This is a genomic window from Bradyrhizobium sp. SBR1B (assembly GCF_014198205.1).
GTDB lineage: Bacteria > Pseudomonadota > Alphaproteobacteria > Rhizobiales > Xanthobacteraceae > Bradyrhizobium.
Genome location: NZ_JACIHC010000006.1, coordinates 251,990 through 276,695, shown reverse-complemented (window position 1 = coordinate 276,695; position 24,706 = coordinate 251,990). Strand labels below are relative to the sequence as shown.

Sequence of the window (24,706 nt, the reverse complement as noted above, 5' to 3'; positions counted from 1 at the left end):
GGGCGAACTTGTCCTCAGGGCTTGTCTGAAAAGCTGCTCTTGCGCGGCAGCACGATCGTGAATTCGGTGAACTCGCCGGGCGCGGTCGCGACGTCGATCGTGCCGCCATGCTGCTTCACCACGATGTCGTGGCTCATCGACAGCCCGAGGCCGGTGCCTTCACCGGCCGGCTTGGTGGTGAAGAACGGATTGAACATCTTCTCCTTCACCTCGTCCGGGATGCCGGTGCCGTTGTCGCGGATGCGGATCTCGACGTGCTCGCCGCGGTCACGGGTGGCGGCGGTCACGACCGGCTCGTAACCGGCCGCCTCGGTCTCCGCCTTGCGCTTGGCGACCGCATGGAATCCGTTTCCGATCAGGTTCAGCAGCACCCTCGTGATCTCCTGCGGGAACACGTCGGCCGAGCCTGCCGCCGGATCGAGCTCGCGTTTGAGCGTCACGTCGAACTGCGGCTTCTCGGCCCGTGCGCCGTGATAGGCGAGGTTGAGGCTCTCCTCGACCACGGCGTTGACGTCGCTCAACCGATGTTCGCCGCCGCCCTCGCGCGAATGCAGCAGCATGTTCTTGACGATGGAGTCGGCGCGCCGTCCGTGCTGGACGATTTTCCCGAGATTGTCCTTGAGAAGCCCGGTGAGCTCGTCGACTTCGCCGCGGATATCGTCCGCGAGCGTCACGGGCGCGAGCACCTCGTTCAGCTCGTCGGTCAATTCGGCGGACAGCGAGGCAAAATTGTTGACGAAGTTGAGCGGGTTCTTGATCTCGTGCGCGATGCCGGCGGTGAGCTGGCCGAGGGAAGCCAGCTTCTCGGTCTGGATCAGGCGATCCTGCGCCGCGCGCAAATCGTCGAGCGACTTCGCAAGCTCCCGGGTGCGGTCCTGCACTTCGTCGAAGAGGCGCACATTCTCGATCGCGATGACGGCTTGGTCGGCGAAACTGGTAACGAGTTCGATTTGCTTTTCGCTAAACGGCCGGATCGCGCGACGTGCGAGAACAATAGCGCCAACGGTGCTGCCTTCGCGCAGTAGGGGCACACCCAGGAAGCTACGCGGATTGCCGCTCAATTCCTGGCCTTCAAAGGAGTAATCGGGATCCTCGAGCACATCGGTGACATGAACAACCTTGTCGCCGAGCAGGGTCCTGCCCGTGATGGTGCGCCTATCCGGCCGGACCGGAAGGTCTCTTACATATTCGACGAATTTGGCTGGAAAGCCGTAGGAGCCCGCCCGGAAATAGGAGCTGCCGGATTTGCGGGTAATCGCCGCCATATCGGCTTCGCATAGTCGCGCCGCCGATTCGACCAGCGTATCGAGCACGGCCTGCAAGTCGAACGCCGAGCGGCTGATAACCTTGAGCACGTCGGCAGTCGCCGTTTGTTGTTGCAGCGACTCGGTCAAATTCTCGGTGCGCTGACGCAATTCACTGAGTAGCCGCGCGTTCTCGATGGCGATCACGGCTTGCGCCGCGAACTGGTTCAGCAGGGTGATCTGCTTCTCCGAGAACCGTCGGCTCTCCTGCCTGAAGATCATGACGTTGCCGACCACGCGCTCATCCTGAAGCAACGGCACCGCGAGCAGGCAGCGGGCGCCGCCGAGATCGACCAGCGCCCGACCATTCGGCTCGCCGCTGCGATAGACGTCTGACTCCAGCAGGTCGACAATTTCGACGAACGGTTCGCCCTTCAAAAGCCGCGCGGGCGCGGTGGCCGAACCATAGTTGAGGGGCGCCTTGCGCCTGTATTCATCGTAAGCAGGGGGCAGTCCGTAAGTGGCGGCTGTGCGGAACTGCGTGCCGTCGTAGGTGTTGAGCACGCCGAAACTGGCGCCGCAGAGCTGCATTGCCTTGCTGAGCATCGCCTCGAATACCGGCGCGAGATCCCCGGCCGATCTGCTGATGACGCTGAGCACCTCCGATGTTGCAGTCTGCTGCTCCAGTGACTCTGCGAGTTCGTGCGTCCGCGCCTGCACCTCGTTGAACAGGCGCGTGTTCTCGATCGCGATCACGGCCTGGTCGGCAAAGGTCTTGAGCAGGTTGATGGCCTTGTCCGGGAATTGGCCGGCTTGCGGCCGCGTCACGGCGATGGTGCCGATTGCGACGCCGTCGCGCAGCATCGGCACCGCGAGGATGCTGCGATAGCCCCGCGTCCGCGCCAGCTCCTTCATGGCCTCGGTGAGATCAGGCTCGTTCTGCATGTCGCTGCGGAAGGCATATTCTCCGCTTCGAGCCACCCGGCTGTGAATGCCCGGCGACGACAGCGGTGCGGGGAACGAGCTGAGCAGATCGGCATTGCCGGCTGCATTATCCGTGGTGAAGGCGGCCAGATGCAGCTTGCCGTCGACCACGCGGGTGACGGTGGACGAATGTCCGCCGATCAGCGTCTTGGCGCTGTCGGAGATGGCCTGGAACACCGGCGTGACGTCGGCAGGCGAAGCCGCGATCACCTTGAGGATGTCGGCGGTCGCGGTCTGACGCTCCAGCGCCTCCCGCGTCGCATTGAACAGGCTGACATTCTTGATGGCGATCACCGCCTGGTCGGCGAAGGTCTGCAGCAGCCGCACATGATGTTCAGTGAAGGCGCCGGTCGCACGGCGCGTCGCGATGATGACGCCGATCGCTTCGCCCTCGCTCATCAGCGGCGCGAACAGCATGCTGCGATAGCCGCGGGCGCGGGCGATGTCGCGCGCGGCCGGCTCGAGCTCGGTGTCGGGCAGTTGCGCCGCTGCACCCTTGGCCACGAGCTGGTAGGGCGGGAACTGCGCGAACGGCACCGGGAACGAGGCCTGCAGCACGTGATCGCCGGCCGGATCGGTCGGCGTGAACGCGGCAAGGTGCGCAGCGCCGTCGACATAGCGCAGCACGGCCGTGGAGAAGCCGCCGATCAGCCGGTTGGCGTTGGCCGCAATGGCCTCGAACACCGGCTGCTCGTCCGACGGCGAGGCCGCCATCACCTTCAAAATGTCCGCCGTGGCGGTCTGGCGCTCCAGTGCCTCGCGCGTCGTGTTGAACAGCCGTGCATTCTCGATCGCAATCACGGCCTGGTCGGCAAGGGTCTGGAGCAGCTGCACGAGGTCGGGTGCGAACGCGCCAGGCTCGGCGCGGGTGACGCTGATCATGCCGACCGGCGTGCCCCGGTTCATCAGCGGCATGAACAGCACGCTGCGGAAGCCGCGCAGCCGCGCCAGATCGCGGTTCAGCTGCGGCACGTCGGCGGCTTCGCTGTCGGGAAACTGGATCGTCTCGCCGCCGCGTACCAGCGCAAAGGTCGGAAACTCCGTGATCTTGCGCGGGAACGACGACTTGAGCCCTTCGTCGGCCTCCGGGCTGGTCGGCGTGTAGGCCACGAGGTGCAGCTCGTCGCCGATGAACTGGAGCACGGTGGCGGAGAAACCGTCCAGCAAACGCTTGGAACTCGACGCGATCGCCTCGAACACCGGCCGGGCATCGGAGGGCGAGGCCGCGATGGTCCGCAGGATCTCCGCGCTGGCGCTTTGGCGATCCCGCGCAGTTGCCAGCGCGTTGCGCAGTTGCGCATTCTCGGCTGCGAGCTCATCGGCGATGTCATGGGAAAGGTTGGTCATTTGCAATCCGGCTTGATGCCGCGACAGGCGCGGCACCGAGGCGGATTATCACATTCCCTGCGGCCGGAGCCAGCGTCTGGCTTGCCTCACGTGCCCGGCCGCGACACCTCCGTCTCCTTGCTGGTGATGAACTCCAGCAGCACCGGGATGCCTTCCTTCGTCTTCTCGATGCCGCGCTTGATCGCGGGGATGATGTCCTCCGGCCTCGTCACCCGCTCGCCATAGCCGCCGAAGGCGCGCGCCATTGCGGCGTAGTCGCCGGAAATGTCGGTCGAGCGATATTTTTCGGTCGAGACCGGCATCACCTTCAATTCGATCGCCATGGAGAAATTGTTGAGCAGGATCGACATGATCGGGATGCGCTCGCGCACCGCGGTCTCGAAATCCATGCCGGTGAAGCCGATCGCCGCATCGCCCCAGACGTTGATGCAGAGCTTGTCGGGCTTTGCCAGTTTCGCCCCCATCGCCAGGCCGAGGCCGTAGCCGAGCTGCGTCGTCTTTCCCCAGCCGAGATAGGTGAGGGGTTTTACCGATTTCCAGAACGGCGAGAGCTGGTCGCGCGGACTGCCGGCATCATGCGTGATGACAGTGTTCTCGATGTCGACGGTGTGCTGGAGATCCCACAGCACGCGATACGGGCTGAGCGGCGCGTCATTGCTGGTGAGCTTCGGCATCCATTTCGCCAGCCACTCCTTGTGCGAGGCCGCGATCTCGGCCGCGACCGCTGACGCATCGCGATCAGCAGTGACGGTCTTGCCGATCTCCTCCAGCAGCGCGTCGAGCACGAGGCCGGCGTCGCCGACCAGGCCGATCTTCGCCTCTACATCCTTGTTGAGATGGTTGGGATCGAGCGTGGAATGGATGATGGTCTTGCCCTTCGGCATCGCGATGCCGAAGTTCGTTTCCGTGAAGGAGCAGCCGATGCCGAAGATGATGTCGGCCTCGGCGAGGAATTTTGGCACTGCGCGCGGCACCGCAAGTCCGCCGGAGCCGAGCGAGAGCGGATGCGTTTCCGGGAACGACGATTTTCCGCCTAGGCTGGTGGTGACGGGGATCGCCAGCCGCTCCGCGAGCCGCTTCAACTGCGGCCAGGCCCGCGCGTAATGCACGCCCTGGCCGGCATAGATCACCGCACGCTTGGCGTTGACGAGCAGGGCTGCCGCCTCCTTCACATGCACGGGGTCGGCGCCGTAGCGGGTGCGCAGCACCGGCCTGTAGTCGAGCGGCTCCGGCACCTCCTCGTTCCACATGTCCGAGGGGATTTCGACGATCACGGGACCGCCGCGGCCGTTCTTCAGCTTGGTGAAGGCGCGGCGGAAGATGTTGGCGACCTCGGCGGCCAGAATGATCGGCTCCGACGATTTCGAAAACGGCTTCATCGCCTCGCTGGAATTGAAGTTCGGCTCGACATGCGCAAGCCTGCGCTGATAACCCATCGGCAGCACCAGCACGGGCACGGATTCGCCAAAGCACTGCGCGACGCCGCCCATCGCATTCTCCGCGCCGGGTCCATGCTGCATGCAGAACGCGCCGATGCTGTGCCCCGAGGTCACGCGCGAGATCGCATCCGCCATGTGGATGCCGACGCGCTCCTGCCGCACCATCACCGGGCGGATCTCGGCCTTGGCCGCATGCTCGATCAGATGGTTGACCGGATAGCCGCAGAGGATCTCGATTCCCTCGCGCCTCATGATTTCCGCAATGGCGGTGCCGAGCTTCATGGCGTCTCTCTCCCTTGAGGCTTGACCGGTTGATCCGGCGATTACGGGGAGAGGATCAGGAAATTCAGGAGGCGTAAAGCACGGTGGATCACACCGGCGGGTAGGTCAGCCATGCAGAACGCGCGCGCAGGACGGGGCGCCATCGTGACGTTGAGATTCGCCGCGCCGTCTCACCATTGATCAGAATGTCGCGACGAGACGTACTCATGCGCTGCGCTGCTGTCGCAATAGGGAACTCACCGCATCCGGCTTGCTTCCGAATTGGCATCTGTAATCGTTGCCGTGCGAATTTGAAACCGCGCACCGATGCAAAGGGGATTCGGTTTGACAGTCACGGATGCTCGAAGCACGCTGCGTCGACATTGCGAAGGGGGGCATATCGACATGATCGAGCTCAGGGTGAACGGGATCAACCGCAGCGTCGACGTTGTTCCCGAGATAGCCGGGCAGCCTTGTCCGAACTGATGCGTTCCCCGCGTCGCACCAGCGCGACCCCACACGGCGTCATCGAAAGGAAGGAAACGTGACCCAGCATGTCCTCTTCATCGTCACCAACGCAGCCGTGATCGGTCCGCATAGCCGCAAGACCGGATTCTTTTTCGCCGAGATCGCCCATCCTTTCGAAGTGCTTGACAAGGCCGGGGTCGCGGTCGAGTTCGCATCCCCGGCCGGGGGATGGACGCCCTACGATGCGTATGACGAGAAAGATCCCGCCCAGAGAGATTTTCTCGCGAGCAAGGCCTTTCGTCGCCTGAATCACAGTCGCAGACTGTCCGAGGTGGACGCTGCCGACTACGACGCCATCCTGGTGCCCGGCGGTCTTGGGCCCATGGTGGACATCCAGCGCAATGCAACGGTCCAGAGTGCCGTCGTGCGCGCCTGGACCACCGGCAAGCTCGTCGCCGCTGTTTGTCACGGGCCGTGCGCGCTGCTCGGCGTCAACCTCGGTGATGGCACCCCGTTCGTGCGCGGCAAGAAGCTCACGTCCTTCTCGAGGAAGGAAGAATACGACTACGCCCGCGATGATGTGCCTTACGAGCTCGAGGACGCGTTGAGGGCCGAGGGCGCCGACTACTCGTCGGCCGCCAATTGGCAACCTCACGTCGTCGTCGATGGCCGGCTCATCACGGGGCAGAACCCCGCTTCGGCCGGACCGTTGGGAAAAGAGTTGCTGTCCGCCCTTAAGGATCGGTGACGTCCTATCTGCAGCCCTGGCAGATCATCAGCTTTCGCTTTAACGCCCCATCTTCCTGATCGGGGCCATCCGCATCCGCGTGGGACCCGGTGTTCTTTGCGGCGCGTGACTTCATTGGCGGCGTCGCCTGGTGCGGGGCGTCATTGTCATCGACGGTGCCGATGCTGAAGCCGTCGTAGTCGGCGGCCGGATTCGGTATCGCTTGAGGCCGGCCTATCGTGGGTGTCGAAGTCTCTCTGCCGGACGCCGCCGGCGGAGCCCTGTTTGTCGTCACGCGTGCCGGCTTGGTGGCACCCGGACGCGGCGACGCATCGGGCGCAGCAAGCGAAACCGGCGGGGCGACCGAAGTCTGGCTTCTCGCGTTCTGGTGCGGCCATGCGACGACAAACATGAGGCCGAGAGCCAGGAGCGTCACGCGTCTCATCCGCATCCTTTCGGCAGCTCAGGTTCAACGATCGATGGCATGGCCCGCCGAACCACGACGCGGACAGAGTATCAGGACCAGCCTTGCCGTCAAAGCGTCATGGCCCGGACAGCGCGCTGCGCCATCCGGGCGGTATTCGGCTGCATGGCCCGACAGGCAAGACCTGCCGGCGCCGGGCGAAGCGCGCCTCGTCGGCTCAGATCAGCGTGCCCGCATGGAAGCTTGCTTGGGCGAGCAGCGATTGAATCACGACATTGTCGCCGGGACCGCCATCCAGCACGTCGAGGCCGCCGCCGCCGATCAGCACATCGTCGCCGACCCCGCCGAGCAGCGTGTCGTTGCCGGCGCTGCCGATGAGCACGTCGTCGCCGCCACCGCCGTCGAAGACCAGATGCGGCCCGCCGGGGCCGGCGCCCGACGCCTCGATCACGTCGTCCCCGCTGAGGCCGTTGATGGTGATGGTGTCGTTGAAGTCGAAATTCTCGATCACCATTTGGCTTGCCAGGCCGTCGATCACCAGCGCGCCGTTGCTGTTGAGCGACAGCGTGATGACGTCGTCGCCGGTGGTGCCGTTGATCACGATGTTGTCGGCCGCTTCGTCGCCGCCGGGAGTGCCGGGGACGCCGCCAAGGTCGATCTTCACCTGCGTCACGTCGGTGCCGCTCATGTCGCCGACAATGATCTTGTCGGCGCCGCCGCGGGCATTGAACGCGATCGTCTCGACGCCGCCCGTGTCCATCGTGATTGAGCCGACGTCGCGCGTCAGCTCGGCGCGGGAGCCGCTCGCGAAGATGTTGATGGTTTCCGCGATGTTGGCGCCGTTGAACAGCAGGGTGTCGCTGCCGGCCTGGCCCTCGATCGTGTCGTTGTCGTCGCCCGGATTCCAGACGAAGGTGTCATTGCCCGCGCCCATCAGCGCGACATCGTTGCCGTCGCCGCCGTTGATCAGGTCGTCGCCCTGGCTGCCAATGATGGTGTCGTTACCGATGCCGCCGTTGATCGTCAGCTGCAGCACGCCGGCGGCGAGCCCGCTGGCGTCGATGGTGTCGTCGCCGGCAAGGCCATTGAGCGTCAGCTGATCGGTTGCGTCCATTGCGGTCAGGTGGCTGGCCGCGTGCAGGCCGAACACCGTGACGCCGGCGGCATTGCCGCTGACGCCGAACGTATCGGCCCCCTGGGTCGCATCGACCGCGACGGTATCGACGGCGCCGTCGGGCGTTCCGGCCGAACCGCCGAGGTCGATGTTCACCCGCGTCACGTCGGTGCCGGTCAGATCACCGACCGTGACATGATCGCTCCCGCCCAGCGCGTGGATATCGACCTGCTCGACCCCGTGCAGGTCCATCGTGATGTTTGCGACATCGCGCGTCAGCAGCGCGCGATCGCCGTTGGCGGCAATGGCGATGTTCTCGGCAATGTTGGCGCCGAAGAACCGCAGCGCGTCGACGCCGGTGCCGCCCTCGACGGTGTCGCTGCCGTCGCCCGGATTCCATTGGACGATATCGTTGCCGGCGCCCAGCAGGGCGACGTCGTTACCCTGGTTGCCGTCGATGAAATCATTGCCGTCGCCGCCGATCAGCGTGTCGTTGCCGGCGCTGCCGAGGATCGTATCGTTGCCGGCGCCGCCATCGATCGTCAGGTGCACGATCCCTGCGACCAATGCCGCCGCCGAGATCGTGTCGTTGCCGCCGAGGCCTTGGATGAGAAGCGCATCGTTCGCGCCTTCCGCACTGGTGATGGCGACAGCGGCCGGCAATCCCGTGATCGCAACCGAATTGCCGGAGCCGGACACCTCGATGGTATCGGCGCTGCGGGCGCCTTCGAGCGTCACGGTATCGGCCGCCCCGTCTCCGGTGCCGCCTGATCCGAGATCGATATTGACCTGCCTGACGTCGGTTCTCGTCAGGTCGCTGACGACGATGTTGTCGCTGCCGCCCTGCGCGTTGATGGTGACGGTTTCGATGCCGTCGAGGTCCATCGTGATGTTGCCGACATTGCGGGTCAGCAGCGTGCGTCCGTCATGGGCAGCGGACAGGGTGATCTCCTCACCGATGTTCGAGCCGTTGAACAACAGGGTGTCGGTGCCGGCCTGTCCTTCGACCTTGTCGCTGCCGTCGCCGGGATCCCACTGGAAGGTATCGTTGCCGGCGCCGAGCAGGGCGGTGTCGTTGCCTTGATTGCCGTCGATGAAGTCGTTGCCATCGCCGCCCAGCAGGCGGTCCGCGCCGTTGCCGCCGAGGATCGTGTCGTTGCCGGCCCCGCCGTCGATCGTCAGATTGATCAGTGCGGCGAGATTGCCAGTTGCGGTGACGACGTCGTCGCCGCCGCCGGCCTTGAGCACGAGGTTCTCGGTGGTGCCGATGTCCAGCGAGAACGGGGCCACATCGACCCGGTCGAAGCGCACGCGCGTCCCGTTGGCCATGATGGCGAAGGTCTCGCCGCCGTTGCCGCCGTTCACCTCGGCGGTGTCGATGCCTTCGCCGCCTTCCATCAGGTCGCTGTCGTCGCCGGGGTTCCAGATCATGCGGTCGTTGCCCGCTTCGCCGAACATCTGGTCGTTACCGTCGCCGCCGATCAGCACGTCATTGCCGGAGCCGCCGAACAGCAAATCGTTGCCGCCCTTGCCGAACAGCGTGTCGTGACCGGACTGGCCGAACAGCATGTCGCCAGCGGATCCGCCGGTCAGCGTATCGTTGCCCGCGCCGCCGAACAGGTTCGCCGCAGGCATCGCGCCGTTGCTCTCGTCTATCGTGATGATGTCGTTGCCGTCGAGGCCGAAGGCCTGGATCAATTTGGTGTTGGCGACCGTCGCGGGGCCACCCTTGATTGCGACCGCGCCATGGTTGACGACGATCGTCCCGGCTGGGTTGCGGCCCAACAAGACCGTGTTGTTGTGGCCGTTGCCAAAGACGCTGAGGATTCCGGCAGAAAAATTTGCTGTGACAGCCATATGCACTCGCTTTGCGTGATCGAAATGGGCCGTGCGGCGGTATTGCCGGGGCGAACGGCAGACGATCTCATCTGTAGGCCGGGATGCCGGTTCCGGCTTGACGAAGCTCTTCCGAGGGCCTCCTGTTTTTCTTGAGAACAGCTTGATTTTCGGGGGGACGGCCTGAGCGCGCGCCTCGTCCTTCGAGACGACCGCTTCGCGGTCTCCTCAGGATGAGGCTAACCGGCGCCGGTGCCATTGAGACTGCGTCCGCAGACTCAGTCCTCATCCTGAGGAGCCCGCCTAAAGCGGGCGTCTCGAAGGATGGCCGCAGATAAGACCTTGTCCAAGGCCGGACACGAATGGATCGGGTCTCGGAAGAGTTCATCCACCCCAACCACCATCCGTTGTGTTGCCCGACGGGCAAAGCACACCAGCGGTGGGTCCACCCCCGCGCGCCAAAATATTCGTATTTACAGAAATTCCGTTTTCCCGTATAAGCCGAAACATCCCGCCCGCCACAAGGGGCGTTTCGCGATCGTCACGGGACGCGGGCCGGGATGCGGTGGCCGCGACGGCGTCGGCGCGTCATGTTGGTTGCAGGGCGGGGAAACCCGTGAGCGGCGACAGGCGCGATACGACACGGCGCTGACAGCGTCTCTGTCCAGTCTCGATGGCGAGCGCACGCCAGCAATCGGGAATGCGGATGGGGATGTGCGCGGACGGAGAAGTCGTGTGGTCCTGACGCCCGGGGGCTGTGCGTCAAGTCCTGCGGTGATGTCGCGCCAACCGGCGCGCATCGATCATTCCCGCAAGGCGACGGGGGCAATAGTGCATCGCTCCCCGAGGAGAGCACGAAGGACACCGTGAAAACCATCGCGCAGGGAAGGCCGGGCGACCGGCACACCTGTCGTCCACCCCGTGCGCGCTTCTTGAGCACACGCGGGACTTCGGGTGCCAGCCGGCGCCCGGCCTTCCCTGCGCCCTTGCTTTTGACGAGGGCGGAAGAAGACAGCAAAGCTCGGGCGAAACCAGCCGCGAGGATGAGCAGCCATGTCTATCGTCTATCGCAAAAAAATCGGTCTCGTGCCCCGGACGCAGCGCAACGCGCCGCGTCTTCGCGGCGTGGTGCGCTGCATAGCCGGGGCCCATGCATCAAAGAACGCTGCAGCGCGTCCGGGACACGAGACAGACGCACTATGGCCGCACGCTCGCTTCCGCACTCCGCAACGACGAGTCTGCGACGCTTTGCGGTCAAACGTCATTCAGCCTCCCGCTACGCCTTCTCCTCCAGCGCGCGGCGCAGCCTTCGGATGATGACGCCGCGGGCGCGGTCGTCGGCGGCTGCCCCAACCCTGTCGTTGATGTCGAGCATGAGCTCCGACATCTCGTTGTGCCAGTCGAGACGGGTCACGGCCTCCGGTGCGAGCCGTCGGCGGTGATCGACGTCGAGCACGCGCGGTTCGGCAGCGGCGAGCTCGTAGATATCGTCGAGCATCGGCTGGTAGACCCTGGCCGCCGGAACGATGCGCTCGGCGACGCGTTCGGCGAGGCCCGCGATCGCGTCTTCCTCGCCATGGACCAGGAACAGCCCGCGGGCGATGGGCCGGCGCGCCGCGATCCAGCTGGCGATGCCGGCGCCGTCGGCATGGCCCGAATATTCGTCGATCATGCGGATGCGGGCCGCGACCTTGATCTCCTCGCCCTGGATCCGCACGGCCTTGGCTCCGTTCTGGAGAAAGCGGCCGAGCGTGCCGTTGGCCTGGAAGCCGGCGAGCAGCACGGTCGCGCGCTCGTTCCACAGCCAGCGCTTCAGATGATGGCGAATGCGGCCGGCGTCGCACATGCCGCTCGCGGCGATGATGATATGGAATCCGGACAGGCGCATGATCGCCTTGCTCTCGTCCGCGGTCTCGGTGAATTTGAGATGCGGCGAGTTGAGCAGGCGCGCAGCGTCGACGGATGGGTCGAGGCTCTCGGCATGGCGGCGGAACACTTCGGTGGCGCGGATCGCAAGCGGAGAGTCGAGGAAGATCGGTGCGGTCGGAATCTCGCCGTGCTCCATCAGGTCGACGAGGTCGACGATCAACTCCTGGGTGCGCTCGACCGCGAAGGCAGGCACCAACAGCGCGCCGCCGGCCGTCGCGGCATCGCGCACCTCGGCCGCGAGGTGCTTGCGGCGGAGATCAGGTGTGGTGGCCTCGCGCAGCCGGTCGCCGTAGGTTGCTTCCGAGATGACGTAGTCGAAATCGGCCGGCGCTTCGGGATCGGGCTGCAGCAGCTTGGCCTCCGGCCCGACATCGCCGGACAGCAGCACGCGCAGCGGACGTGGCGCGCCCCGTTCGGCGATTTCGAGCTCGATCGAGGCCGAGCCGAGCAGATGGCCGGCGTTCCAGTAGCGCGCACGGACGCCAGGGATCACGTCGGTCCAGCGTTCATAGTCGACGGCGCGAAACGATTGCAGCGATGCGATGGCGTCGGCCTGCGTGTAGATCGGCTGAACCTCCTTGCGCCCGCGCGAGGCATTGCGACGGTTGAGCTGCGTGACTTCCGATTCCTGGATGCTGCCGGCGTCTGGCAACATGTAGGAGCAGAGGTCGATCGTGCCGCGCGTTGCCAGGATCGGTCCGTCGAATCCTGCGCGCACGAGCTTCGGCAACAGGCCGCTATGGTCGATATGGGCGTGCGTGAGCAGCACGGCATCGATATCGGCGGGGCGGAACGGAAAGGCGCCGTAGTTGAGCTCCTTCAGCGTCTTCTGGCCCTGGAACAGGCCGCAATCGACCAGGAAGCGGCCGGTCGCGGTCTGGAACAGATAGCTCGAACCGGTCACGGTGCGGGCGGCGCCGCAAAATCGAACGGTGATGCTCATGGCGTCGTCTCCGGCGAATGCGCCAACTTGCCTTGCGGGGTCTCATGACCATTGACGACGAACCCGGTCTCCTCAGTGGCGGCATCGGCGGCCAGATCGTGCTCAGGGCGGTCGAACGTGTAGACGCGATAGAGTGGCTCGCCCTGCTCGACGCGATCGCCGATCTTCTTGAACAGGCGGATGCCGGCGCCCTTGTCGAGCGGCGCGCCGGCGGTGCGGGCGAGGCGGTTCAGACGCAGGCAGTCGATCGCGGACACGGTGCCGTCATGCGCCGCCTTGACGTCGAAGCTGAGCGATCCGAGCTCGCTGCTGCATGTCGACGGACCCTGGGCGTCGATGATCTTCTGCATCTGCTTCAGCGCCGCGCCGCTGTCGAGCAGTTCGCGCGCCCTCGCATAGCCGGCGCCGCCGCGCAGCTTCGGATCGTATTCCAGCAGATGGGCGGCGAGCCGGAGCGATTTCTCGCGCAGGTCGCGCGGCGCGTCTTTGTCGTTGCCGAGCACGGCCATGACGTCATTGGCCTCGAGCACCGGCCCGATGCCGTTGCCGATCGGCTGGCTTCCGTCGGTCGTGATCACCTCGACCGTGCGGCCGAAACGGTCGCCGACGAATTCGAACAGCTTGCGCAGCCTCATCGCCTCGACGCCATTGGTGACCTTCGCGGTCGGGCCGACCGGAATGTCGATCAACAGATGCGTCGAGCCTGCCGCGATCTTCTTGGACATGATGGAGGCGACCATCTGCTCGCGGGTATCGAGGCACAGCGGACGCTCGACCGAGATCAGGACGTCGTCGGCCGGCGACAGGTTCACGTGCCCGCCCCAGATCAGGCAGCCGTTGCAGGCCGAGACGATCGCCTTCATCTCCTCGACGCCGACATTCACCCGCGCCAGGACCTCCATGGTGTCGGCGGTGCCGGCAGGCGAAGTGATGGCGCGCGACGAAGTCTTCGGGATCGGCAGGCCATGGGCGGCGACGATCGGCACCACGACCATCGAGGTGCGATTGCCGGGAATGCCGCCGATGCAATGCTTGTCGACGACGACAGGCGTCGGCCAAACCAACTGCGTGCCGGCCTGGGCCATCGCCCCGGTGAGGGCGAGCAGCTCGTCGCTGGTGATGAAGCTTGCCGAACCGATCAGGAAGGCGGCGATCTCCATGTCCGAGTAGCGATAATGCGCGAGGTCGTTGATGATCGCGCCGATTTCGGCCTGGCTCAGGGTTCGCCCGCGGATCTTCGCGCGCACCGCTTCCAGGCTCTCCGGCGGCGCGGCGGGCCTGACCGTGACCAGCGTGCCGGCGCCTTGCGCGAAGCGCCGCAACGCGGGTTCAGAGAGTCCGATCTCGTCCGGGGCCACCAGCGTATCGTCGTCCGTGATCAGCAACGTCGCGAGCAAGACCTTGCTGCCCTGACGCAGCTCGACGCGGCTGAAGCCGCGGAAGATCTCGGCGCGCAGCGCCTTCGACTGCCTGGAGACGACGACCACGTTCTCGCGGCCGGTATCGAGCCGGACGCGGCGGATCTTCAGTTGGGAGTGCGGAAGGTCTGGATGCATGAACAGGCCGGCAGGGAGGAAACACGGCCTCCATGCTTAGACATCGCCGTTCTGATGCTGTTGACCCAGATCATGGCTCGCGCGAGGGACATGGGTGGGCTGTTGCGGGCCGTCACGCAGGCGCGCTGCTGCAGGCGCGTCGGTCTGGAAATGACAGGGGAAGCCGAATGCCGTGGCGATATCGCCGATGTTGGCCGGCCAAATCGTGGATCGGGCTACTTTATCCCGGTGCTGATCGCGACAAACTTGTTGTTGAGGAGGGCGCCGCCCATGGTGTTCACGGCCGTTATGATCGCCAGCGCGATGCCTGCGGCAATGAGGCCGTACTCGATCGCGGTTGCACCATTCTCATCGGCAAGGAAGGACCTAAGCAAACGCATTGCCAACTCCCGTTCATCCGATCCAACGTATGGTCGCGTCGTTATCGGACTTGCAAAAGGATCGAATAAGTATTCATGCGCGCCAAAAGAATTAAGCCCCGGCGAACGCGTTCCTGCTCATACGACGGCATTCATTAAATTAAGGTTCTATCGATCCGTCCAAATGGATTCATACCGGCAGGGCTCCGCCGGGCTGCGCGGGCGCAGCGCCCGTCAGGCCGCGATCGTGCGGCCGCTTAACCGATTGTTGAGCCTGTTCGTCAACGGGCCGGCAAGGACACCATGGCGCTCATCCGCGCCGGTCGTCCGCATTCAACGCCCGCAACATGGCGATGCGGGCGAACATCACCCAGCCGCCGCCCGTCTCGGCCGCATTGATCAAGGTCTCGATGGCGGTCTGCCAGCGCGGCTCGTGCTGGACGTCCTCGGGCAGCCGCATGATGTAGTCGGCCGCCTCCTGAAGCGTCAGCAGCTGGCGCTTGTTGCTCACGCGAACGGGGTCGTCGAACGCCGTCGACCAGGGCATGTCAGGCCGCCTGATCGGCGAGGGGTGGCATCACGGCGCAATCGCGGGGGGATGCGGCTAGCCGGCCTTCTTCGCCCGAGCAGGCGCGCGCACCGGCTTGTCGGCCTTCTTCGAAGTTTCCCTGGTCGCTTCCCTGGTCGCCGTCTTCGCAGCAGCGTCCTTGCCGCCTTTGCCGGCGATCGGCAGCAGCATCTCGCGCTGGCCTGCGACGCGCTTCTTCGGCTTCTTGGATTTGGCTGCTTCCTTGGCGACCTTCGCCGCAGGCGCGGCGTCCTTCTCGTTCGCGATGCTCTTCTTCAGCGCGTCCATCAGGTTGATGACGTTGCCGCCGCTCTTCGGCGCGGCCTTGGCGGTGATCGGGGCGCCGCTGCGCTTCTTGTTGATGAGATCGATCAGCGCGGTCTCGTAATGGTCCTCGAACAGCTCAGGCTCGAACGCGCCGGATTTCTTCTCGACGATGTGCTTGGCGAGGTCGAGCATGTCCCTGGTCAGCTTCACGTCTTGGATGTCGTCGAAATATTCGGTCTCGCTGCGGACCTCGTAGGGATAGCGCAGCAGCGTGCCCATCAGCCCGCTCTCGAGCGGCTCGAGTGCGATGATATGCTCGCGGTTGGTCAGCACCACGCGGCCGATCGCGACCTTGTCCATGCTGCGGATGGTCTCGCGGATCACTGCATAGGCGTCATGGCCGACCTTGCCGTCGGGCACGAGATAATAGGGGCGGATCAGATAGCGGTTGTCGATGTCGGCCTTCGGCACGAACTCGTCGATATCGATCGTGTGGGTCGAGTCGAGCGCGATGTCGTCGAGCTCGTCCTTGGTGACCTCGATATAGGTGTCGGTGTCGACCTTGTAGCCCTTGACGATGTCCTCAGAGGTCACCTCGTCGCCGGTCTCGGCGTCGACCTTGAGGTACTTGATCCGGTGGCCGGTCTTGCGGTTGATCTGGTTGAAGGAGACCTTCTCGGTATCCGAAGTGGCCGGATAGAGCGCGACCGGGCAGGTCACGAGCGACAAACGCAGAAAACCCTTCCAATTGGCGCGGGGGGCCATGGGCTACTCCAAACGCAACAAGGACAGACTTACGAGGATACCATCGGGCAACAGCGAATCATAGCAAGGGCGGGCGTTGATCTTGCAACTGCGTTAACCGGCCATAGGGCGTGGGGTTGCTGTCCCGATCGGGTGGCAGAAGCCGGAACATCACATCGGATCGGGCGTTGGCTCCGCATGCACGGCTGCGAGGAGGTCGCGGTCATCGGAGGCGACACGCAGAGATTGAGGGCATCATGGCAACCACGCGAGAGCAGCGTCAGATCGTCGAAACACCAACCGAGGCGCGTCAGGGCGAACCTGGGCCGTCAGTTGCCGCATTGCTCGCCATCTCGACCGGGCTTGCGATCCTGATCCTCGCCGTCATCTGGTTCGTGTTCTTCCGGACCTGACGGCCGAAAACACGGGAAGGGCGGACCTTCCGACCTGCCGCGGCACGCGGCACGTTGCGCCCGCCATGTTGCCGGCTCGTCCGGTCGCATGGCGGGCGCAGTCGCATCGGCTGCTGACCTATCGTATATGACCAAAAAGTAACGCGCCCGGTTCCCCGCGTTCATATTCAGTTCACGCCGGAATTGCTCATCTGGTGTGGTGTTGATGCGGCCTATGTCTGGAGAGAAGCGTGCGCCTGCTCGTTGTTGAGGACGACCCCGATCTCAATCGCCAGCTCACCAAGGCGTTGACCGACGCCGGCTATGTCGTCGATCGCGCCTTCGACGGAGAGGAGGGGCACTATCTCGGCGACAACGAGCCGTATGACGCCGTCGTGCTCGACATCGGCCTGCCGAAGAAGGACGGCATCTCGGTGCTGGAGGCCTGGCGCCGCAACGGCCGCACCATGCCGGTCCTGATCCTCACCGCACGCGACCGCTGGAGCGACAAGGTGCAGGGCTTCGATGCCGGCGCCGACGACTATGTCGCAAAGCCGTTCCATCTGGAGGAGGTGCTGGCGCGCATCCGCGCGCTGCTGCGCCGCTCGACCGGCCATGCCCAGAGCGAGCTGAGCTGCGGTCCCGTCACGCTAGACACCAGGACCGGCCGCGTCAGCGTCTCCGGCAATCCGGTCAAGATGACCTCGCACGAATATCGGCTTCTGGCCTACCTGATGCACCATTCCGGGCGCGTGGTCTCGCGCACCGAGCTGGTCGAGCACCTCTACGATCAGGATTTCGACCGCGACTCCAATACGATCGAGGTGTTCGTCGGCCGCATCCGCAAGAAGCTCGACGTCGACATCATCCAGACCGTCCGCGGCCTCGGCTATCTCCTGACCCCGCCGGCCGCCTGACGCGTTCCGGGGCTTGACGGGCAGCCCGGCAGGGGCCTTGGTCCGGTCATGAGCTCTGACGCCCCGCCATCCTGCGCCTCCCGGGATCATTCCGATGGCCGCTAGTTCGCTTGCGACCCGCCTGTTCCTGTCGGCGACCGCCTGGCTCGTGGTGATCCTGGCCATCACCGGCGTGGTGCTGTCGTCGGTCTACAAGAACGCCACCGAGCGCGCCTTCGACAGGCGGCTCAATCTCTATCTCCGCACCCTCATCGCCGAGGTCGCAACTCCCGACGAGCCGCCCGACCGCCAGTTCCAGTCGCTGGGCGAGCCGCTGTTCGAGCTGCCGCTGTCCGGCTGGTACTGGCAGATCACGCGGACCGACACCGAAAAGCCGGAGGTGCGCTCCTCGCGCTCGCTCTGGGACAAGAAGCTGCCGAAGCTGGAAGAGCAGGGCGCCGAGCTCACCGCCGCCGGCATCCGGCTGGCCTATGTCGACGGGCCCGAAGGCCAGAATCTGCGCATGGTGGAACGGCCGGTCGATCTCGGCGCCGACGGCAAGTTTCTGGTCAGCGTCGCCGGCGACGACACCGAGATCTTCGACGAGACGCGCAGCTTCGACTATTATCTCGGCGGCACCTTCACCGCGCTCGGCATCGTGCTGCTGCTGACGACCGTGTTCCAGGTCCGCTTCGGCCTCGCACCGCTCAAGCGCATCTCGGAATCGATCGCCGACATCCGTTCCGGGCGGGCGGAGCGGCTGGAGGGCGAATTTCCGGTCGAGATCGCGCCGCTGGCGCGCGAGACCAACGCGCTGATCGATGCCAATCGGGAGATCGTCGAGCGCGCGCGCACCCATGTCGGCAATCTCGCCCACGCGATCAAGACGCCGCTCTCGGTCATCGTCAACGAGGCCGGCGCCCACATCACCGATCCCTTCGCGGCCAAGGTGATGGAGCAGGCGGATGTGATGCGCGACCAGGTCGCTCATCACCTGGAGCGCGCGCGTATCGCGGCGCGAGTCTCGGTGGTCGCGACCGTGACGGAAGTGGCGCCGGCCATCGAGGCATTGCGGCGGACCATGGAGAAAATCCATCGTGACCGCGGCATCGTGGTCGAAGCCAAGGCCGATCCGTCGGCAAAATTTCGCGGCGAGAGGCAGGATCTGGAGGAGATGGTCGGCAATCTCGTCGACAATGCCTGCAAATGGGCGGCCTTGCGCGTCTTCATCGAGGTCCTCGTGGAGCCGCCGCACCAGGCGGGGGTGGGCCCGCGGCTGCGGATCATCGTCGATGACGACGGCCGTGGCCTCTCGGAAGCCGAGCGGGCGCAGGTCTCCCGGCGCGGCCAGCGGCTCGACGAATCCAAGCCGGGCTCGGGTCTGGGACTGTCGATCGTGACCGACCTCGCCGCACTTTATGGCGGCAGCCTCTCGCTCGGTGGTGCGCCGACCGGCGGCCTGCGCGCCGAACTGGTCCTTCCCGGCATGTAATCCATTGTTCCGACGAGGTTATTCGTCCTCGTCGATGCCCGGCCGCAGCAAACTGGCGGGATTCGGTCCGACGTCCTAAACGGCTTCTTAAGTGGGGGCCTCCTATGATCGCGCCGGACCCATCCCATGTCCGCCATTTTACCGTGCATTACCCGGGCGCATGAGCCAGACATCGATCGAGCGGCTGAGGGAATATCTCGCGCAGCTCCCGCCGCAGGCGCAGGCGCTGCTGATGCGGGAGTTCGAGCGCGCGCTGGAGCGCGGCCAGGACACGGCTGTCGCGACCCTGGTGCTCGAGCAGTTGCGCAAGATCGTCCGCAAGTCCGAAGCCGATGAAGCCCCGCCGCCGCGCACGGACGATCTGTCGCGGCTGCTGTTCCAAGCGTTGGAACCGTTCCTGATCGAGGCTGGCGTCCCGCTGCGAGTCGGCCAGATCCGCCGCACCTCGCTCCAGCCGATCTGGCAATGGCTCGGCCGCGACGGCGCACCGGGCAAGGTGAACGAATTCGAGGCCGCGCTGGCGCGGATGCCCCCCGATAGTGCGGGGCAGGTCGAGGCCCTCGCGCAGAAGCTCCAGGGGGTGGCTGCGGATGCCATTTTCGAGCTGACCGGTCCCGGCGGCGGCGACAAGTCGCGCGCGCTGGCCCGGGTCGGCGCGCCCAACGTGATCGAGGACCTCTATTCGATCGGAGCGGTGCTTCAGGTCCGGGAGGCCATCGCCGGCTTGAACGAGAAGCTGCCGCGCACCTTGCGCGCTTTCGGCGATCCCCAGATCGCCTCGGTGACGTCGGCGCTCAACATTCCGGTACTGCAGACCCCGCAGATGCTGCCCTTCGCGCTGTCGATCGTGGTGCAGCGGATGACGGCCCCGTGGCAGATCATCCGCCTCGCCATCAAGATTGCCGCGTCCGACGACGAGATCCGCGTCGCGGCGACGCCTTACGGCGTTGCCGTCACGATTGCGCTGCACGACCTGTCCTGTGTTGCCGCCACCCTGCGCATGGACATCAAGCGCAGCCATTTCGACAATGTTGCCGGCAACCTCAAGGCGTTGCACGACGGCGTGCGCGGCCTGCGCACCGAGCTCGACCTGCGCAACGATTCCGCCTGGGGCAAGCAACTGACCTCGATCCGGGCCGACATCTCCAATGCGCTGCAATCCGAGATCGACAGCGTTCCCGGCCGCGTTCGCCGCATCCTGCGCCAGCGCCCCGAGAAAGACATTCCGCCGGGTGCGCGGATCGACAGCACCGAGGTGGAGGAAACGGCGGCGCTGATCGATTTCGTCGCGACCTGCCGCAATTATGCGAGCGAGCTTGCGATCAACGAGGTGACGCTGCGCACCTATTCCGACCTCCAGCAATATGTCGAACGTTCGACCGAGCAGCTGGTGCAGTCGCTGCGCGCCGCCGATCACAAGGTCCGCACCTATCGGCAGCAGCAGGTGCAGGCCGCGATTCGCTTCTGCCAGGTGCTGTTTGGCGATGATTACGCCTCGTTGATGAGCCGGGCCGCGGAGAACGCAGCGACCGGCGAGCGCAAATCGTCGCGCGCGAGCTAACCTAAGCGCATATTTTCGTGATCACAATTTGTGGTTGACGGTACCGGTGGTGCGCCGTACGGTCCCCGTGCAAGTCCGGGGAACTTCTATTTGTGGGCGCATGAAACCCGTTATCAGCTCCATCGAAATCGAGAACCGCATCATTGTTGCCAAGTATCAGAGACTGATGGTCGGTGCCAAAGTGGTGCTGGTCGAGAAGGCAAGCGGTCGGCAACTCTCCGAGACAATCACGAGGGTTGCATCCCCGGTTCCGGTCGGAGCGCTGCGCATCAGATTGCCGGACGCAGTCAAGCCGGGAACATACTTCCTGAGGGCCTTCAACGGCCACGGTGAGGACGCCGCGCAAAGTACGGACTTCGAGATCGGCTAAGCCGTTGGATTTTCACCGTTTCGAGACCGCGCGCGGTCGCGCCAAATTGACAATTGTCAATTGCCGCATCGTCCGGCCGTGGTGTAAAGCCACCTATGGGCGCGGTTCGTGCGCTGCCGGAAGCTTGCCAGATGACGCTATGGTTCGTGTTCGCGCTGATGACGGTCGCGGCGATTTTCGCCGTGCTCTGGCCGCTTGGCCGCAATGGACGCGCGCAAGACCAGGGCAGCGAGGTCGCGGTTTACAAGGACCAATTGGCCGAGATCGAGCGTGATCTCGCCGCAGGCTTGATTCCCGCGCCGGACGCCGAGGCTGCGCGCGTCGAGATCAGCCGCAGGCTGCTCGCTGCGGCCGCCAGCGAGCCAGCCATGGCGCCGAAATCGAATCTCAAATGGCGCCGCGCGGCGGCCGTGCTGGCGCTCGCGGGCCTGCCGCTCGTTGCGATCGGCATTTATATGCCACTCGGCTCGCCCCGGCTTCAGGACTTTCCCCTGGCGCAGCGCGAGCGCGGATCCGGGTCCGGCGTTGCGCAGTCGCTCGAGAATCTCGTCGTGCAGGTCCAGCAGCATCTGGAGAAGAATCCGACCGACGGGCGCGGCTGGAATGTGCTCGCGCCGGTGCTGGAGCGGCTCGGCCGTTTCGACGATGCGGTGCGTGCCTATCGCAACTCGCTCACCTATAATGGCGAGAGCGCGGAGCGCCGGTCCGATCTCGGCGAAGCGATCTCGGCTGCCGCCGGCGGTGTAGTGACCGTCGAGGCCAAGGCGGAGTTCGAGCGTGCGCAGGCCCTGAACGCGGACGATCCCAAGGCGAACTACTTCCTGGGCCTTGCCGCCGAGCAGGATGGTCGCAAGGGCGATGCAGCCACGATCTGGCGCGCGCTGCTTGTGAAAGCGCCCGCGGATGCGCCGTGGCGTGCCCTGGTGCAATCCTCGCTGGCGCGGGTCGGTGGCGGGACGATGCCGGCTCTGTCGGACGAGACGATCGCCGCTTCCAAGGATATGGCCGAAGGCGATCGCAACGCGATGGTGCGCGGCATGGTCGATCGTCTGGCTACCCGGTTGAAGCAGAACGGCGACGACGTCGATGGATGGTTGCGCCTGGTGCGTGCCTATCTCGTGATGGGCGAGCGGGACAAAGCCATGGGGGCATCGGCCGATGCCCGGCAGGCGGTTGCCAGCGACGCCGAGCGGCTGCGCCAGCTCAACGAAGGCCTCAGGACTCTCGGGCTCGGCGGATGACGATGTCGGGACGAGCGAAGCGGAGAACGGATACGCCATGACGCGCAAGCAGCGACGTATGACCATCATCGGCGGCTCGCTCGCCGTGCTCGCGCTCGCGGCCGCGCTGGTGCTCAACGCACTTCGCGACTCCATCGTGTTCTTCTCGACGCCGACCATGGTCGCCGAGAAGCACGTCGAGCCAGGCAAGCGGTTTCGCCTCGGTGGACTGGTGCAGCCCGGCTCGCTCCAGCGCGGCGACAATCTCGCGGTGACCTTCGAGGTTGCCGACGGCAATGCCAAGCTGCCGGTCGCCTACAAGGGCATCCTGCCCGACCTGTTCCGCGAGGGGCAGGGCGTCGTCGCTGAAGGCGCGCTCGACGCCCATGGCGTGTTCAAGGCCGATACGGTGCTTGCCAAGCACGACGAGACCTACATGCCCAAGGACGTCGCCGACGCCCTGAAGAAGCAGGGGCACTGGAAGGACGATTACGGCGGCAAGCCGTCTGACAGCGGCAAGACGTCTGACGCGGGCAAGCCCGCGGCGACGACCGCGCAGGGCAACCCGCAGGGAGCAATGCGGTGATCGCAGAATCCGGACATTACGCGCTAGTGCTGGCGCTTGGGCTCGCATTGATCCAGTCGATTGTGCCGCTGATCGGCGCACGCCTGAACGATGTCGCGCTGATGAATGTGGCGCGCTCCACGGCGCTGGCGCAGCTGCTGTTCGTCGGTGCCTCGTTCGTCGCTCTCGTGATGCTGCACGTGAACTCGGACTTCTCCGTCGCCAACGTCTACGAGAATTCCCACTCGATGAAGCCGCTGCTCTACAAGATCACCGGCGTGTGGGGAAACCATGAAGGCTCGATGCTGTTGTGGGTGTCGATCCTCGCGCTGTTCGGCGGACTGGTCGCCGCGTTCGGCAACAATCTGCCGCTGTCGCTGCGCGCGCACGTGCTCGCCGTGCAGGCGTGGGTCGCCAGCGCCTTCTACCTCTTCATCCTCGTGACATCGAACCCGTTCCTGCGCATCGCCACCCCGCCGGTCGAGGGCCGCGATCTCAATCCGGTGCTCCAGGACATCGGGCTCGCCGTGCATCCGCCGATGCTCTATCTCGGTTATGTCGGCTTTTCGATCTCGTTCTCCTTCGCAATCGCGGCGCTGATGGAGGGCCGGATCGATGCGGCCTGGGCGCGCTGGGTGCGTCCGTGGACGCTGGTCGCCTGGATATTCCTGACGCTCGGCATCGCCATGGGCTCGTACTGGGCCTATTACGAGCTCGGCTGGGGCGGCTGGTGGTTCTGGGATCCGGTCGAGAACGCCTCGCTGATGCCGTGGCTCTCCGGTACCGCGCTGCTGCATTCGGCCCTGGTGATGGAGAAGCGCAACGCGCTGAAGGTCTGGACCATCCTGCTCTCGATCCTGACCTTCTCGCTGTCACTGCTCGGCACCTTCCTGGTGCGCTCGGGCGTCATCACCTCGGTGCACGCCTTCGCCACCGATCCCACCCGTGGCGTGTTCATCCTGCTGATCCTCTGCCTGTTCATCGGCGGCAGCCTGGCCCTGTTCGCGGGCCGCGCCACGTCGTTGAAGCAGGGCGGCCTGTTCGCGCCGATCTCGCGCGAGGGTGCGCTGGTGCTGAACAATTTGCTGCTCACGGTCGCCTGCGCGGTCGTGCTGTTCGGCACGCTCTATCCGCTCGCGATGGAAATGCTCGCCGACTTCAAGATGTCGGTCGGTGCGCCCTTCTACAATCTCACCTTCGCGCCGCTGTTTACCCTGTTGCTGCTTGCCGTGCCGTTCGGGCCGATGCTGGCGTGGAAGCGCGGCGATCTGCTCGGCGTGACGCAGCGCCTGCTAGCTGCGGGCGTTGCCGGGCTCGTCGCCGTCGCCATCGCCTGGGGCTGGGCCAGCGGGGGCAGCACGCTGGCGCCGCTCGCGATCGGGCTTGGCATCTTCGTCATCGGCGGCGCGGTCACCGACATCGTCGAACGGACCGGCTTCGTGCGGCTGCCGTTCGCAACGGTGCTGCACCGGGCGCGCGGCATGCCGCGCTCGGCCTGGGGCACGGCGTTCGCGCATGCCGGCCTCGGCGTCGCGCTGATCGGGATCGTCTGCGAAACCACCTGGAATAGCGAATATATCGCGACCATGAAGCAGAACGACGTCGCCCACATCGCCGGCTTCGACGTGAAGCTCGACGGATTGCTGCAGCGTCAGGGCCCGAATTACCGCGAGATGATCGCCGAGTTCAACGTCGGCCTCGATGGCAAGCCGCTCAGCGTCATGACGCCCTCCAAGCGCAGCTTCACCACCCGCGGCTCCTCGACCACCGAGGCCGCGCTACTGACGCGCGGCGCGAGCCAGCTCTACATTTCGCTCGGCGAGGCCAATGCCGAGGGCGCCATCGCCGTGCGGATCTATCACAAGCCGCTGGTGCTGCTGATCTGGTGGGGGCCGGTGCTGATGGCGTTCGGTGGCGTGCTGTCGCTGTCCGACCGGCGGCTGCGGGTCGGCGCGCCGAAGCCGGCGCGGGCCAAGCAGCGCCTCCAGCCGGCGGAGTGA

Annotated in this window: 17 protein-coding genes; 9 read left to right on the top strand and 8 right to left on the bottom strand. The window is 65.3% G+C overall.

Going from position 1 to position 24,706, the window contains the following annotated elements; all coding sequences use genetic code 11:
* Window positions 1-14: 14 nt before the first annotated feature.
* Window positions 15-3,575: a GAF domain-containing protein gene (locus tag GGD61_RS18475; RefSeq protein WP_092256508.1), complete on the bottom strand. Its 3,561-nt coding sequence runs from the start codon at window positions 3,573-3,575 to the stop codon at window positions 15-17.
* Between the two features lie 86 nt (window positions 3,576-3,661).
* The gene (locus tag GGD61_RS18470) at window positions 3,662-5,338 is read right to left on the bottom strand and encodes a thiamine pyrophosphate-requiring protein (protein ID WP_283806121.1); all 1,677 of its coding nucleotides are present in this window, start codon (window positions 5,336-5,338) and stop codon (window positions 3,662-3,664) included.
* Window positions 5,339-5,819: 481 nt separating this feature from the next.
* On the opposite strand from GGD61_RS18470, the gene GGD61_RS18465 reads away from it, so the two are divergent.
* A complete protein-coding gene (locus GGD61_RS18465) occupies window positions 5,820-6,491 on the top strand; it encodes a type 1 glutamine amidotransferase domain-containing protein (protein ID WP_092256502.1) in 672 nt (223 codons plus the stop codon).
* A gap of 620 nt (window positions 6,492-7,111) precedes the next feature.
* Here the strand turns inward: GGD61_RS18465 and GGD61_RS18460 are convergent.
* The 6 genes from GGD61_RS18460 to GGD61_RS18435 form a co-directional block, all read right to left on the bottom strand.
* Window positions 7,112-9,865: a calcium-binding protein gene (locus tag GGD61_RS18460; RefSeq protein WP_092256496.1), complete on the bottom strand. Its 2,754-nt coding sequence runs from the start codon at window positions 9,863-9,865 to the stop codon at window positions 7,112-7,114.
* Between the two features lie 1,255 nt (window positions 9,866-11,120).
* Window positions 11,121-12,716 (bottom strand): MBL fold metallo-hydrolase, encoded by a 1,596-nt coding sequence (locus GGD61_RS18455; RefSeq protein ID WP_092256492.1) that lies wholly within the window; start codon window positions 12,714-12,716, stop codon window positions 11,121-11,123.
* Window positions 12,713-14,272, bottom strand: a complete 1,560-nt coding sequence (locus tag GGD61_RS18450; RefSeq protein ID WP_092256489.1) for a thymidine phosphorylase family protein — start codon at window positions 14,270-14,272, stop codon at window positions 12,713-12,715. The genes GGD61_RS18455 and GGD61_RS18450 overlap by 4 nt, the downstream gene beginning before the upstream one ends.
* 215 nt (window positions 14,273-14,487) lie before the next feature.
* On the bottom strand, window positions 14,488-14,652 hold the full coding sequence (locus GGD61_RS18445) for a Flp family type IVb pilin (protein ID WP_018315817.1): 165 nt from the start codon (window positions 14,650-14,652) through the stop codon (window positions 14,488-14,490).
* 289 nt (window positions 14,653-14,941) lie between these two features.
* Entirely contained in the window at window positions 14,942-15,178 is a 237-nt protein-coding gene (locus GGD61_RS18440; protein WP_018315818.1) for a hypothetical protein, read from the bottom strand.
* 57 nt (window positions 15,179-15,235) lie between these two features.
* On the bottom strand, window positions 15,236-16,231 hold the full coding sequence (locus GGD61_RS18435) for a Ku protein (protein ID WP_092256486.1): 996 nt from the start codon (window positions 16,229-16,231) through the stop codon (window positions 15,236-15,238).
* A 236-nt stretch (window positions 16,232-16,467) separates the two neighbouring features.
* Between GGD61_RS18435 and GGD61_RS18430 the strand changes: the two genes are divergently transcribed.
* From GGD61_RS18430 to GGD61_RS18395, 8 genes are all read left to right on the top strand, one after another.
* Window positions 16,468-16,623 (top strand): hypothetical protein, encoded by a 156-nt coding sequence (locus tag GGD61_RS18430; RefSeq protein WP_018315820.1) that lies wholly within the window; start codon window positions 16,468-16,470, stop codon window positions 16,621-16,623.
* Between the two features lie 230 nt (window positions 16,624-16,853).
* Complete coding sequence (locus GGD61_RS18425; protein WP_018315821.1) at window positions 16,854-17,519, top strand: response regulator transcription factor; 666 nt, start codon at window positions 16,854-16,856, stop codon at window positions 17,517-17,519.
* A gap of 94 nt (window positions 17,520-17,613) precedes the next feature.
* A complete protein-coding gene (locus GGD61_RS18420) occupies window positions 17,614-18,990 on the top strand; it encodes a sensor histidine kinase (protein ID WP_018315822.1) in 1,377 nt (458 codons plus the stop codon).
* Window positions 18,991-19,150: 160 nt separating this feature from the next.
* On the top strand, window positions 19,151-20,551 hold the full coding sequence (locus tag GGD61_RS18415; RefSeq protein WP_092256484.1) for a hypothetical protein: 1,401 nt from the start codon (window positions 19,151-19,153) through the stop codon (window positions 20,549-20,551).
* A gap of 100 nt (window positions 20,552-20,651) precedes the next feature.
* Complete coding sequence (locus GGD61_RS18410) at window positions 20,652-20,921, top strand: hypothetical protein (protein ID WP_028143006.1); 270 nt, start codon at window positions 20,652-20,654, stop codon at window positions 20,919-20,921.
* 131 nt (window positions 20,922-21,052) lie between these two features.
* On the top strand, window positions 21,053-22,162 hold the full coding sequence (ccmI, locus tag GGD61_RS18405) for a c-type cytochrome biogenesis protein CcmI (protein WP_092256895.1): 1,110 nt from the start codon (window positions 21,053-21,055) through the stop codon (window positions 22,160-22,162).
* 37 nt (window positions 22,163-22,199) lie between these two features.
* Window positions 22,200-22,727 (top strand): cytochrome c maturation protein CcmE, encoded by a 528-nt coding sequence (gene ccmE, locus GGD61_RS18400; RefSeq protein ID WP_028143008.1) that lies wholly within the window; start codon window positions 22,200-22,202, stop codon window positions 22,725-22,727.
* Window positions 22,724-24,706, top strand: coding sequence for a heme lyase CcmF/NrfE family subunit (locus GGD61_RS18395; RefSeq protein WP_018315827.1), 1,983 nt, complete (start codon window positions 22,724-22,726; stop codon window positions 24,704-24,706). The genes ccmE and GGD61_RS18395 overlap by 4 nt, the downstream gene beginning before the upstream one ends.